Below are 13,580 nucleotides of genomic sequence, written 5' to 3'. Positions count from 1 at the left end.
AAACACTTGTTTGCATTTTGGGAGTTTAAAGTTTCGGAAGCAAAGAGCGAGCAAGAGAGAAAGAAGGGGAAATCATGGCCGAACAGATCGATACGGCGGAACAGACAGCGGCGAAAATCGTCGAAGGATACGGTGCGGACGATATTCAGGTGCTGGAAGGACTGGTAGCCGTCCGCAAACGGCCTGGTATGTATATCGGGAGTACCAGTGCATCGGGCCTGCATCATCTTGTATGGGAAATCATCGATAATGCCGTGGACGAACATTTGGCCAAACACTGCGACCGGATCGAAGTGGCGTTGAACAAAGACGGATCCGTTACGGTCCGCGACAACGGGCGCGGCATTCCGACCGGCATGCACAAGAGCGGCGTACCGACACCGCAGGTCGTTTACACGGTCCTGCACGCCGGGGGCAAATTTGGCGGCGGCGGATACAAGAAGTCCGGCGGCCTGCATGGCGTCGGAGCATCTGTCACCAACGCGCTTTCGGAATGGCTTGAAGTTGAAATTTACCGCGACGGCAAAATTCACCGTCAGCGGTTCGAATATCGCGTGGACAAGAAAGGCGCGGAACACGTCGGCGATCCGGTAACCGGACTCGAAGTGCTCGGCAATACGAGACAGACCGGCACGAAGGTTACGTTCAAGCCGGATATTCGCGTGTTCAAGACCGGGATTTCGCTCAGCTACGATACGCTGGCCGAGCGTTTGCAGGAGATTGCTTTCCTGAACTCGGGTCTTCGCATCGTACTGACGGATCAGCGCAGTGACAAAGCCGACGAGTTTTATTACGAAGGCGGCGCGAAGCAGTTTGTCGAGTTCTTGAACGAAGGCAAGGAAGTGCTGCACGAAGTGGTGCGGTTCTATGCCGAGAAAGAAGATATCGAAGTCGAAGTGGCGTTCCAATACAATGCCGGCTATACCGAGACGATCGCTTCTTTTGTCAACTCCATACCGACGCGCGGCGGGGGTACCCACGAGACGGGATTCAAGACGGCGTATACGCGGGCATTGAACGAATATGCACGCAAGACGGGCGTTCTAAAAGAAAAAGACAAAAACCTCGAAGGCGGCGACCTGCGAGAAGGCATGATGGCCGTGATCAGCGTCAAGATGGGCGAAGTGGAATTCGTCGGCCAGACCAAGGATCAGCTGGGCAGCGCTTCGGCGCGAAGCGCGGTCGATTCGATCGTCTCCGACAAAACCGCGCAGTTCCTGGAAGAAAATCCTCAGGTCGCACAGATTCTGATCCGCAAATCGGTTCAGGCGGCGCGGGCCCGGGAAGCGGCGCGCAAAGCGCGCGACGAGATGCGTACAGGCAAGAAACGCAGCGAAAGTTCCAACCTGAACGGCAAACTGACTCCGGCACAATCCAAAGACTTTACCAAGACCGAACTGTTTATCGTCGAAGGCGATTCGGCCGGCGGTTCGGCCAAACAGGGCCGCGATTCGAAGATCCAGGCGATTCTGCCGCTCAAAGGCAAGCCGCTCAATCCGGAAAAAGCCAAATTGGCGGAGATTCTCAAGAACGAGGAGTATCGGGCGATCGTTTCGGCGATCGGCGCGGGCATCGGTCCGGAGTTTGCCGTGGAAGACAGCAATTTCTCCAAGATTGTGATCATGACCGACGCGGATACGGACGGCGCGCATATCCAGGTGCTGCTGCTGACCTTCTTCTACCGGTATATGAAGCCGATGATCGATCAGGGCAAAGTCTATATCGCCCAGCCGCCGCTGTTCAAAATCACGCGCAAAGGCTCCCGCAAGAACGACGTATCCTATGCCTGGAGCGACGAAGAGCTGGAGAAACTGACGAAGAACGCCAAGAATTTCGAACTTCAACGTTATAAAGGCCTCGGCGAGATGAACCCGGACCAGCTCTGGGAAACGACGATGGACCCGACGACACGCACGCTGCTTCAGGTGCAGATCGAAGACGCCGCCAAAGCCGAACGCCGCGTATCGACGCTGATGGGCGACAAAGTCGACCCGCGCAAGCGTTGGATCGTGGAGCATGTGGACTTTACCGAAGTCGACGAATAAGCAGCAGAAGGAGATTTTTAACCAATGAGCGTACCGGAAGAACAATTCAAACCGGCTTTTCTCGAAGAAGTGGTCGGAGACCGCTTTGGCCGGTATTCCAAATATATTATCCAGGACCGCGCTATTCCCGACGTTCGCGACGGACTGAAGCCGGTTCAGCGCCGAATCTTGTACGCGATGTACGAATCGGGCAACACGCCGGAAAAAGGCTACCGCAAATCGGCCAAAACGGTCGGCGACGTCATGGGCAACTATCATCCGCACGGCGACTCTTCGATCTACGAAGGCATGGTGCGGATGGCACAGCCTTGGAAAATGGCGCATACGCTTGTGGACGGACACGGCAACTGGGGTTCCATCGACGACGACCCGGCCGCGGCGATGCGTTATACGGAAGCCCGCCTGTCGACCATCGCCATGGAAATGCTGCGCGATATCGACAAGCGTACCGTGCAGTTCAAAGATAACTTCGATAATACGGCGAAAGAACCCGTCGTGCTTCCGGCCCGTTATCCGAATCTGCTCGTAAACGGCGTCAGCGGCATTTCGGCGGGATTCGCCACGGAAATTCCGCCGCACAATCTGCAGGAAGTCATCGATGCCTGTATCGCGGTGATGGAGAATCCATCGATCGATCTGGACGGGATCATGCAGCATATCAAAGGCCCCGACTTCCCGACCGGCGGAATCGTCATGGGCGAAGCGGGAATCCGCGAAGCCTACTCGACGGGACGCGGCAAGATCCAGGTTCGTTCGAGAACGGAGATCGAGAATCTGCGCGGAGGCAAACAGCAGCTTGTCATTACCCAGATCCCGTATCAGGTTGTCAAATCGCGCTTGGTAACGGCCATGGAAAATATCCGGCTCGAGAAAAAAGTCGAAGGCATTGCCGAAGTACGGGACGAGAGCGGACGCGAAGGCATGCGCATCGTGGTCGAATTGAAAAAAGAAGCGGACGCAAACGGAATTTTGGCTTATCTGCTCAAAAAAACCGATCTGCAGGTTAGCTATAACTTCAACATGGTCGCGATCGTCAACAAAGCGCCGCAGCAGCTTGGCGTCAAGCCGATTCTTGAAGCCTATATCGGGCATCAGCGCGAAGTCATTACCAAACGGACCTCGCATGAACTGGAAAAAGCCAAAGACCGTTCCCACGTCCTCGAAGGCTTGGTCAAAGCGCTGAATATCCTGGACGAGGTCGTTGCGGCTATCCGGGCTTCGAAGAACCGTCAGGATGCCCAGAACAATCTGCAGTGGATGTTCGGATTTACCGAACGCCAGGCCGATTCGATCCTGACCCTCCAACTGTACCGGCTGACCAATCTCGAGATCACGCAGCTGGAAAAAGAACATGCGGAACTCGAAAAAAGAATCGCGGTGCTGGAAGGCATCTTGTCGAGCGATCGGAAGCTGAATGCGGTCATCCGCAAAGAACTGACGGAGATTCGGGACAAGTTCGGGATTCTCCGCCGTTCGGAACTGCAAAGCGAAGTCGAAGAGATCAAGCTTAATCTGGAAGTGATGATTCCCCAGGAAGAAGTAATCGTCTCGCTGTCGCAGGAAGGCTACATCAAACGGACCGGCATGCCGTCGTTTACACGTTCGGGCAGCGACCGGGGCGCTTCCGGCGCACGGGAAGGCGATTATATCCGTCAGCTGCTGGATGTCAGCACGCTGGACCGTCTGCTCGTGTTTACCCAGAGAGGACAATTCTATCTGCTGCCGGTTCACCAGATCCCGGAATTCAAATGGAAAGATAACGGAACGGCGATCGTCAATGTGATCCCTCTGGACAAAGAAGAGCGGATCGTCTCGATTATTCCGGTCAAAGAACTGGAAGAGTCGGAGCAGTCGCTTGTGTTTACGACCCGAAAAGGTCAAGTGAAACGCACGCTGCTGCGCGATTACGCGACCAAGCGAAGCGGTGGCATGGCGGCCTGCAAGCTGGGTGACGGGGATGAAGTCCTTCAGGTCAATCTGAGCGACGGAAACAAGGATATTCTGCTCATTACGGCGGAAGGCATGAGTATTCGCTTCGGCGAACAGGAGATTTCGACGATGGGCCGTGTCTCGACCGGTGTACGCGGAATCCAGCTCAAAGAAGGCGACGAAGTGGTCTCGGCGCTGTTTGTCACAGGAGATGACGGCGAAGTGCTGGTCGTCAGCGACTTGGCGTATGCCAAGCGTTCGATGCTGCTGGAGTATCCGTCGCAGAGCCGCGGCGGCAAAGGGATTACGACATTCGAATTCAAGGAAGGCAAACGGGTGAAGCCAAACGGAACCCGTCTGGTCGGCGCTTACAATACCCGGAGCACGCTGCCTGCGGTTGCGGTACTGTCCAGCGGACAACGACTGGAGTTCCCGGCCGGCAAAGCTTCGCTGACCGAACGTAAACATATCGGCAGAGCGCTGCTTGCGATCGAAAAACCGGTAACGGTCGTCGATCTGCTTCCTTCGTTCGAACGAGAACCTGTCCTTTAATCTCAATAGCAAAAAAAGACGTTCGGTCAGCTGCATAAGCGGCTATCCGAACGTCTTTTTTGTATGTTTTTCAAATGAAAAGGTTCTGAAGCCGAGGCTGCTATTCGCCGTGCTCCAGTTCTTCGCGCAGCATCTTGTAGACGCTGCTCGGCCATTGTGTCCATGGTGCGGTGGCCGGCGGCATCGAGATCAACAGCGTCGATTCTTTGGTAATCGGATGCGGGAAGCGAAGGCGTACCGACCACAAAGCAATTTGTTCGCCGGGCTTGGTCTGCGACGCGCCGTACTTCTGATCGCCGTACAGCGGGCAGCCGAGGCTGCTCATCTGAACACGGATCTGATGCGAACGGCCTGTGTGCAGCTCGACGCGCACCAAAGCCCTTTTGCCGTCATCGGCGAGTACCGAATAGTCCAGAATGGCTTCTTTGGCGCCGGGCGTTCCTTTGGCGACCGCCGTTACGGTGTTGCTGCGCTCGTCTTTGAGCAGATAATGGACCAGACGACCTTCGCGTTCGCGGGGCACGCCATTGGTAACGGCCGCGTAGGTCTTGCGGATCGAATGCGTACGCACCGCATCCGAGAGACGCGAAGCGCCTTTCGACGTTTTGGCGAAGACCATCGCGCCGCCTACGGGACGATCCAGCCGATGCACCAGACCGAGAAAGACATTGCCGGGTTTGTCATGCCGGATCTTGAGATCCTGCTTCAGCAGGGTCAGCATGTCGAGGTCGCCGCTTGCGTCTTCCTGCACCGGGATATTGACCGGCTTTACGACACCGAGTACATGGTTGTCTTCCAGCAGCACAGGAATAGAAGAGACCGCCGGGGCGTCGTCCCGGGATTCTGCCGGCGAATGCGCCGGACGGTTGCCCTGCTGCCGATCCCGGCGGATATCGCCTTTCATCAGTTCGACTCCCAGCGACCGAGGATGCCGCACGGCAGCGTCAGGCCGGAACGGCTGATCGGCAGGCCGATTTCGCCAGCGCTGATCTGTCCGCCGTAGCGCGGCTTCATCGTCATTTCCAGCATATTCGACAGCACGGTCGGCGAGATGCCGGTTGTGTACGAGTTGATCAGCATGAACAGCGGATTGTCGGACAGGATCTGCATGCACGATTCCAGGAACGGATACAGGCTCGATTCCAGTTTCCACGTCTCGCCGTTAGGCCCGCGTCCATAGGAGGGAGGATCCATGATGATGGCGTCGTATTTATTGCCGCGGCGCTGTTCACGCTGTACAAACTTGAATACGTCGTCCGTGATAAAGCGTACCGGACGGTCGTTGAGACCGGAAAGCTGAATATTTTCCTTGGCCCATTGAACCATGCCTTTTGCCGCATCGACATGGACAACGCTGGCGCCGGCATAGGCCGAAGCGACGGTTGCACCACCCGTATAGGCAAACAGGTTGAGGACCTGGATCGGGCGTCCGGCATTCTGGATCTTGTCCATCATCCAGCTCCAGTTGGCCGCCTGTTCCGGGAACAATCCCGTATGCTTAAAGCTGGTCGGCTTGATATAGAATTTCAGCTTGTCTTCGTAGGAGATGGTCCAGCGCTCCGGCAGCGTAGTCTTCCAGGTCCAGCTGCCTCCGCCTGCCGAGCTGCGGTGATAATGTCCCGCCGTTTCGCGCCAAGGCCCGCTTTCGTCCGCGATCGGCCAGATGATCTGCGGGTCCGGACGCCGCAGAACAACGTCGCCCCAGCGTTCCAGTTTGTCGCCTGCGCCGGTATCGATCAGTTCGTAATCTTTCCAATTTTGAGCCATATACATAGAAATTAAACCACCCTTATTTTGTCGTTGTTGCGCCCGAATTTTACGAAGTTTATACGCTGTCGTTCGCTGTGTTTCCCAGAATATTATTGTACCCGAGGAGGGGGTAAAAAGCCAGAAATTCAAAAACGTTTGACATTGATAATCATTATCATTTATGATGTGCCATATCGGAATTCGCCACTAGGGACAATTCCTGTTTTCACCACAAATTTTGGAGGTCTGATCATGAGCAAACTCATTCTCATATACGCCAGCATGACCGGCAATACGGAAGAAATGTCGGAACTGATTACAAAAGGCATCGAAGAATCGGGCGGAGAAGTTACCGTCAAATTGGCCGAAGACTGCAGCGCCGATCTTCTGCTGCAGTACGACGGAATGATTCTGGGGGCGTATACCTGGGGAGACGGCGAGCTGCCGGACGAGTTCCTCGATTTCTATGACGAATTGGACGAACTGGATCTGTCGGGCAAAAAGGCGGCCGTGTTCGGCAGCGGCGATACCGTCTATGAGCAGTTTGCCAAAGCGGTCGACCTGCTGCAGGGAAAATTGGCGGAACGGGGCGCCGAGATGGTGCTTGAACCACTCAAATTGGAACTTAATCCGTCAGGCGACGAACGTGAAGCCTGCCTGGCCTTTGGCAGAAACTTCGCCGGCAGCGCGGTTAGCGTATGAGGGAAGAGCAGGGTTGGCCGGCGCTTGACGAACAGCCCGGACTGCTGGAAGATCACCGGTTGGAACGCTGGCTGGCCTCGGCTCGTAATCCGGATCTATCGCGCGCTGCACAGGGGAAGCGTCCGCACCGGGAGAGTCCGCACGGAGCGGTAGGATCTGCGTCTGCCGACGGCGCTTACTCTTGGACGCAGCGGGTGCAGTACGCCGTAGGCCATGCGGTCAACCGGTACTATGCGGCGGAACCGGAATTCCGGCAGCATGCCGATTCCGGCGAATTGGTCGATTACCGATGGCCGCGCAGGATCTCTTATTTCGACTCCGAGAAAAGTTACTGGGCGCTCAAAGACCAGGTGATCCGCAGTCTGGCTTCTTTTTTCGCGGCCAACGGCTATGAAGGAAAGCGTCCGGTTCTGCTCTATGAACAGTTCGAGACCTACGTCCCCGAGCTGGCGCTGAACTTGTCGATGATCTTCCAGGTCGCTTGGCAGCGCGGAAACGGAGACGGCCTGCATCTTCAGAAATTTGTCGTCGAATACGATCCGCAGGTGCTCGACGGTTATCGGCATGCGGCCCGCGTTTTTTGCCGGCATGCGTTCGGAATGGATCCTTCCGTGATCGAAGTGTACACGGTGCTGGGCGGAGAACGGATCGAACTGACGCTTGAAGATGTGCCGTACGAGAAGTCGCTCGACTATCTCAAGCTGGCTTACAGCGGAATGGAAGAAGAGCAAAAAAGCGGATGCAGCTGCGGATGCGGACGGCAGGAATCGGAGGCGATCACGGGATCGCCTCCGTGCTGAAGTCTGCCGGTTGTCCGGTTAAGCCTTTTCGACTCGGCCGCTTACATGTTTCTGGCGGTCTGAGCGGGCTTCACAGACCAAAATCGTAGTAATCCTGGACCGCGTAGGAACGGAACCCGCAGCTCTCATACAGATGCAGGGCATTTTCGTTCTGCGTTTCCACTCCGATATAAGGGCGTCTGCCCGATTCGTTCTCGCGGCGAATAATCTGGGCGAGGATACTGCGTCCGAGGCCTTGTCCGTGGAAGCTGCGTTCAATGACGAAGCCGAATACCCAGGCCTGCGCCGGCGTGTCGTAGTCCATGACAAAAGTACCGACCGCGCGCCCTTTATAGACGACCATGCTGCGGACACGGTTGACGCTGCGGCTTTCTTCGTCAAGCATGGCCTGCGTATCTTCTTCGCTTGTATCGAAGCCGTCGGAGCAGAGCTCCAGGATCATATCGCGGTCTCCGGGTTCGTAGGGACGATAAGAGACGGACACGCTTTGGCCTGCAGCTTGCGGCATCTCGTCTGCCGTATCCGCATGCCAGGCCATTTCGTGTTCGGAAAACTCGTAGCGGCAGCGAATCGTTTTTAGCCAGGCCCGAGCGGACACCGAAGCCTGGGGAGCATTTAACAAAATCGTTGTCGTAGGTGCCAGGTCGATCGAAGCCAGCGCTTCTTCCCACAGGCGAGTGAAAATTCCCCGTCTGCGGAATTCCGGATGGACCATGCCGCACACTTCGTATTGACTGCCGAAGCTGTAAAGGGCTGCAAAGCCGACCAGCTGTCCGTTTTCGTAATAAAAATGATCCCTATCAGGCGGACGGGTATCCATTTTCAGCATATCGCCGTTTAGTTTGAGCGAAAGATGGTCCGTTTTCTCGCAGAGATGCTGCAGATCTTCGATTTCTTGAAGTTGTCGTTCGTTCAGCAAGGGAACCTCCTGTCGCGGTGTGTGGGTCAACCGCTTCTCAAATACGGTCAGTATACCATGGAAACAGCCGTATACCGCAAAAAACCCGGCTGCAGATTGAAGCTGCAGCCGGGTTTTGCACGAACCGTTTACGCGCGAAGATCGATCGAGCCGCCAAGATGAGGAGAAGCGCTCGTTTCCAGCATTTTGGCCATCTGCTCGCCCTGCTGTTTCGCTTGATCCATCGAAATGCTCAAGACTTGTGTCGAAGCCTGTTGTCTAACTGCGACCTGGCTCATTGCCATGGAGAGTGCCGCGATATCCATATCGGTTCCTCCTTTCCGGCTGGCGGAGTCGGTTTTCTGCCCAGACGCAAGCCTACCTGTGTTATCGGCTTCGATCAATCAGGAAAGAATAGGGCTTTTGCAGGAGTTGACTTTTTCGCAAGAATAAGATAAAATGATATACATTGTGGACACTTGAATAACGACAATGCACTTATAGCATGCTTTGAAGATCCGAATCGCACTGGCGCGGTCATCGGAGCCGCAAGGATGGAAGAGAGGTAGGGCTTTCGTTGTTTTAGATTTCAGAGAACGAAGCCTTTCACCGTATAGTGACAACTCATGAATTTTAACGAAACGATTTCGTTATGGACATGCAATCTGGCGGTTGTGTGCAAGAACGTATATAACGGGCAAGACAACGGGCGATTCGATCCATGAGAATCGGTCCGGCGAACGTAATCGTTCGGTTTGGCAAGAGTGCCGGCGTATGGCAAGACCGGCGAACGGTAAGAGGTTTCTCCGATTATTCAAGTGAAAAGCGGCGGCGGCACACTGCATGTGTCCGATAAGCCCGCTTACGAACGGCTATCCTGCGGGATAGCCGTTTTTGTGTTTTCTTTTCATCCGTGCAGCCTTGATTCCTTCGCGAAATAGATTTATACTTATTCTAAGTTGAAATTATACAAGAAAAAATTGACCATAAATGGGGAATAAGAAGATGAAATCGATCAATTTGACGACCCAACGGCAGGCCGTATATGATGTGGTGCGCGAATCCGAAGACCATCCCACAGCGGCTGACGTGATGAACCGTCTGGTGGAGCGGGGGCACAGTTTCGCTTACGGGACCGTCTACAATTCGCTGCGTTACTTGACCGACAAAGATCTGCTCCGCGAACTCAAATTGGGAGAAACGGCGAGCCGGTACGATGCGCGAACGGACGATCATCAGCATATCGTATGCGAAATTTGCGGGAAAGTGGACGAAGTTACGGTGCCGGTGCCGGAAGACTGGATGACCCGGGTAGCGGAAGAGACGGGATACGAGGTGCAGGGCGCCCATATCGTGGTGGAAGGAGTGTGCGGGGCATGCAGAAGCAAGCGGAAGAAGTGATTTTTGCGGATATGGCGTCTTTGGAACCGGAAGTCTGCGAGATGACCAGACGCATCATCGTGGTCAGTCCTTTTCCGGGACGGATGCACGAGCTGATGCGGACGCTGATGGAAGCGTGTTTCGACGTGCTCGTTTTTCATCGTTGGGAGCATACGGAAGCGGGAGCGCTTCAGCCTGATCTGCTGATCTTCGATGTGAGCGGTTCTCAGGATGAAGATCCGGTCGGCGCTTTTCGGGAAAATATGCATCCGGTCCATGCCGCGGTACCGACGCTTTTCCTGGTAGACGAACGGATGCTGGAAGAAGACAGTGCGGTCGGCGGGCATGAAGAACTGCTGGTTTGGCCGGCGCGTCCGCAGGAAGGGCTGCATCATGTTCGCCGTATTCTGCGCAGCGCGGCTTCGCGCACGCTTGAAACTTCTTTTGAACCCGAACCGGAGTCCGTACGCGATCAGTGGATCTTCAAAGACCTGCGTATCGACCGCCGCCGCATGACCGTATATCGCGGGGGAGCCCGAATCGATCTGACCAAGACGGAGTACGAGCTGCTGCTTCTGCTGATCGAAGGGCAAGGAAGCGTACGTACGCGCGAAGAGATGCTGAACCGGATATGGGGAACGCAGTATTTCGGAGGCAGCAATGTCGTTGACGTACATGTGAAAAGTTTGCGCAAAAAGTTGGGCGACAGTGCCGGAAAACCTCTATATGTAGCGACGGTTCGCGGAGTCGGTTATCGCTTGGCGGATTAAAAGGCGAAGACGGCGCGTGCTCGCGCCTCTTCACGGGATCTTCACGTAAAGCTCAAGTTTCCCTCATGATCGCCCGACGGGAGGATGGTAGAATTCAATTATTGATTTAGATAAAGTCTAATATCAATTCTAAATCTATTGAATGAATTCGATACTGCATCCTCAATCCGGAAAGGAAGATTCTGAGATGACCGATTCCAAATTGACGACCAACCAGGGGGCTCCTGTCGGAGACAACCAAAATTCCAGAACGGCGGGACGCCGGGGGCCGGCGCTGCTGGAAGATTACCATCTGCTCGAGAAACTGGCGCATTTCGACCGCGAGCGTATTCCCGAGCGTGTCGTGCATGCACGCGGAGCGGGCGCTCACGGCGTATTCCGAACCGAACGCGGGATGGCGGCTTATACACGCGCGGCATTTCTGCAGGAAGCTGGACTCGAAACGCCTGTATTTGTCCGGTTCTCGACCGTTATTCACGGCACCGGTTCGCCGGAAACGGCCCGCGATCCGCGCGGATTTGCAGTCAAGTTTTATACCGGGGAAGGCAACTATGATCTTGTGGGCAACCATCTGCCGGTGTTTTTTATCCGCGATGCGATCAAGTTCCCGGACATGGTGCATTCGCTCAAGCCGGACCCGCAGTCCAATCGGCAGGAGCCGGCCCGTTACTGGGACTTTATGACACGGATGCCGGAATCGACCCATATGATGACCTGGCTGTTCTCCGATCACGGCACGCCGGCCAACTATCGCGAAATGGACGGCTTCGGCGTGCATGCGTTCAAATGGGTGAACGCAGCCGGAGAAGTCGTCTACGTCAAATACAAATGGGAATCGAAGCAGGGCGTTCGTACGCTGGACACTTCGGAAGTGCGAGAGATTCAGGGCCGTGATTTCAACCATGCGACGCGCGATTTGTTCGATCGGATCGAAGCGGGCGATTTCCCGGAATGGACACTTCGCGTGCAGATGATCCGGGCGGAGCACATCGACGATTACGAATTCGATCCGCTCGATCCGACAAAAGTCTGGCCGGAAGAACAGTTTCCGCTGCAAACGGTCGGCACGATGACACTGAACCGCAATCCGCAGGATTTCTTCGCCGAAGTCGAGCAGTCCGCGTTCTCGCCAAGCGCTCTGGTGCCGGGAATCGAACCTTCGGAAGACAAACTGCTGCAGGGCCGTCTATTCTCCTACCCGGACACGCAGCGCTACCGTCTGGGCGCCAACTACCTCCAGCTTCCGGTCAACTGTCCGTATGCGCCCGTGCGCAATTACCAGCAGGGCGGAGCCATGAACATGCGGGACCGTATGGAAAAAGAAAATTACGAACCCAACCGGTACGAAGAAAGCCCGGTCGAAGATGCTGTATTCCGCGAATCCGAGCCTGAATTGGAAGGCCGGGCAGGCCGGCAGCAGATCGCGAAGACCGACGATTTCACCCAGGCCGGGATGCAGTACCGTTCTTATACGGCCGAAGAACAAGATCATCTGATCGCCAATATCGTAAACGATCTGAGCGGAGTGGGTCCGGAGATCCAACTGCGTGCGATCTGCAACTTTGTGCGCGCCGACCGCGAATACGGCATGCGCCTTGCCCGTGAACTCGGCGTGGACATTTCCTCTTTTATGGGAGGACGCTGAACCGAAGAAAACGAAAAAAGGCCGGGGTTCGCATCCAACGATGCGAACCCCGGCTTTGCTGCAGTCGGGCTGTCGTACAAGGGCAGAATCGGCTTAATACTTGAACAGCATCGCGACCAGCTGGAAACCGGAACCGATCGACCAGAACAATACATAATCGCCGCGCTTTACGCGTCCGGTCTCGACCGCTTCGTGCAGGGCGATAAACGGGCTGCTCGTCCCGGTGTAACCGAAACGGTCGCCCACATAGACCATCTGTTCGTCGCTGAGTCCGAACTGACGCTGGATCTTGAGCACGTTTTCGAGCGAGAACTGGGATAGGCAGTAGCTGCCGATCTCCTGCGGCGTCACTCCGTTGCGGCCGAGCAGCTTCTCGAACATGTCGTAGGTCGGCGGCATGGCGGCATGCGCTTCGAACGGAAGCCACAGAATACTTTGTTTGGCGGAGCCGTATTTGACGGTCTTCGCCAATCCTTCCGCCGGATACCGGATAAAGTCGCGGTTGACCGGATCGGTATGATAGATGGAATCAATGAATCCGCCTTCTTCTTCCGTACGCTCCAGAACCACCGCTGCGGCCGCATCGCCGTAATTGGCATAGGTAACGGCGCTCTCCGGGTCGCTGATCAGCGTATTGTAGTCGGAACCGACAATCAGAGCGCGGCGGATATGCGGGCTGGTCAGCATGTAGCGGCTGGCATGGTCCACGGCGACGACCATACCCGCGCAGTTGGCGTTGGAATCCATGACCATGGCCTGGGAGCCGGCTTCGATCGCGGCATGCACATACAAGGCGTTGACCGGGAAAGTCGTCTCGGGCAGTTGGGTCGAGAACACGATCATATCGATATCGGTTCCTTGCAGACCGGCTTTGGCGAGTACTTTTTTGGCCGCCTCGATCCCCATGGTCAATCCGTTCTCTTCGCTGCTGTCGATGACATAACGCGATTTGCGGCCCATATGTTCCATAAAGCGCCGAATATCTTGGTCTTTGCGGTCAAAATGCTCGAAATAAAACTCGTTGTCGATCGCATTGTCGGGATGGTAAATATCTACGGCTTCAATCCGAATACGGCTCATGCGGAGGTCTCCTTTTTCTCTGTAAAATGG

The 13,580-nt window shown here is 55.5% G+C and carries 12 protein-coding genes; 7 read left to right on the top strand and 5 right to left on the bottom strand.

Annotation, left to right across the window (positions count from 1 at the left end; all coding sequences use genetic code 11):
- Nucleotides 1–74: 74 nt before the first annotated feature.
- Nucleotides 75–2,045, top strand: a complete 1,971-nt coding sequence (gene parE, locus HRQ60_RS14155) for a DNA topoisomerase IV subunit B (RefSeq protein WP_172196485.1) — start codon at nucleotides 75–77, stop codon at nucleotides 2,043–2,045.
- Nucleotides 2,046–2,069: 24 nt separating this feature from the next.
- Nucleotides 2,070–4,526, top strand: coding sequence for a DNA gyrase subunit A (gene gyrA, locus HRQ60_RS14150; RefSeq protein ID WP_172196484.1), 2,457 nt, complete (start codon nucleotides 2,070–2,072; stop codon nucleotides 4,524–4,526).
- A gap of 100 nt (nucleotides 4,527–4,626) precedes the next feature.
- On the opposite strand, the gene HRQ60_RS14145 is transcribed toward gyrA, so the two are convergent.
- Nucleotides 4,627–5,430 carry an RluA family pseudouridine synthase gene (locus tag HRQ60_RS14145; protein WP_172196483.1) on the bottom strand — a complete coding sequence of 268 codons (804 nt, stop codon included), beginning with the start codon at nucleotides 5,428–5,430 and terminating at the stop codon, nucleotides 4,627–4,629.
- The gene (locus tag HRQ60_RS14140; RefSeq protein ID WP_172196482.1) at nucleotides 5,430–6,299 is read right to left on the bottom strand and encodes a class I SAM-dependent methyltransferase; all 870 of its coding nucleotides are present in this window, start codon (nucleotides 6,297–6,299) and stop codon (nucleotides 5,430–5,432) included. The genes HRQ60_RS14145 and HRQ60_RS14140 overlap by 1 nt, the downstream gene beginning before the upstream one ends.
- Nucleotides 6,300–6,527: 228 nt before the next feature.
- Between HRQ60_RS14140 and HRQ60_RS14135 the strand changes: the two genes are divergently transcribed.
- Both HRQ60_RS14135 and HRQ60_RS14130 read left to right on the top strand, forming a co-directional pair.
- Nucleotides 6,528–6,977 carry a flavodoxin gene (locus HRQ60_RS14135; protein ID WP_172196481.1) on the top strand — a complete coding sequence of 150 codons (450 nt, stop codon included), beginning with the start codon at nucleotides 6,528–6,530 and terminating at the stop codon, nucleotides 6,975–6,977.
- A complete protein-coding gene (locus HRQ60_RS14130) occupies nucleotides 6,974–7,777 on the top strand; it encodes a hypothetical protein (protein WP_172196480.1) in 804 nt (267 codons plus the stop codon). Before HRQ60_RS14135 ends, HRQ60_RS14130 begins: the two co-directional genes overlap by 4 nt.
- A 70-nt stretch (nucleotides 7,778–7,847) precedes the next feature.
- On the opposite strand, the gene HRQ60_RS14125 is transcribed toward HRQ60_RS14130, so the two are convergent.
- Nucleotides 7,848–8,696, bottom strand: a complete 849-nt coding sequence (locus HRQ60_RS14125; protein ID WP_172196479.1) for a GNAT family N-acetyltransferase — start codon at nucleotides 8,694–8,696, stop codon at nucleotides 7,848–7,850.
- Nucleotides 8,697–8,824: 128 nt separating this feature from the next.
- The gene (locus tag HRQ60_RS14120) at nucleotides 8,825–9,001 is read right to left on the bottom strand and encodes a YjfB family protein (RefSeq protein ID WP_172196478.1); all 177 of its coding nucleotides are present in this window, start codon (nucleotides 8,999–9,001) and stop codon (nucleotides 8,825–8,827) included.
- A 679-nt stretch (nucleotides 9,002–9,680) separates the two neighbouring features.
- Here HRQ60_RS14120 and HRQ60_RS14115 point away from each other — a divergent pair.
- The 3 genes from HRQ60_RS14115 (at nucleotide 9,681) to HRQ60_RS14105 (ending at nucleotide 12,470) form a co-directional block, all read left to right on the top strand.
- Nucleotides 9,681–10,076 (top strand): Fur family transcriptional regulator, encoded by a 396-nt coding sequence (locus tag HRQ60_RS14115; protein WP_172196477.1) that lies wholly within the window; start codon nucleotides 9,681–9,683, stop codon nucleotides 10,074–10,076.
- A complete protein-coding gene (locus tag HRQ60_RS14110; protein WP_172196476.1) occupies nucleotides 10,052–10,825 on the top strand; it encodes a response regulator transcription factor in 774 nt (257 codons plus the stop codon). The genes HRQ60_RS14115 and HRQ60_RS14110 overlap by 25 nt, the downstream gene beginning before the upstream one ends.
- 187 nt (nucleotides 10,826–11,012) lie before the next feature.
- Nucleotides 11,013–12,470, top strand: coding sequence for a catalase (locus tag HRQ60_RS14105; protein ID WP_172196475.1), 1,458 nt, complete (start codon nucleotides 11,013–11,015; stop codon nucleotides 12,468–12,470).
- Between the two features lie 93 nt (nucleotides 12,471–12,563).
- Here the strand turns inward: HRQ60_RS14105 and HRQ60_RS14100 are convergent, their stop codons facing one another.
- Nucleotides 12,564–13,550, bottom strand: coding sequence for a 3-oxoacyl-ACP synthase III family protein (locus tag HRQ60_RS14100; RefSeq protein ID WP_172196474.1), 987 nt, complete (start codon nucleotides 13,548–13,550; stop codon nucleotides 12,564–12,566).
- Nucleotides 13,551–13,580: the final 30 nt, after the last annotated feature.

The sequence above is a fragment of the Saccharibacillus qingshengii genome (assembly GCF_013185195.1).
Lineage (GTDB): Bacteria > Bacillota > Bacilli > Paenibacillales > Paenibacillaceae > Saccharibacillus > Saccharibacillus qingshengii.
This window is presented reverse-complemented; position numbering and strand designations above follow the sequence as displayed.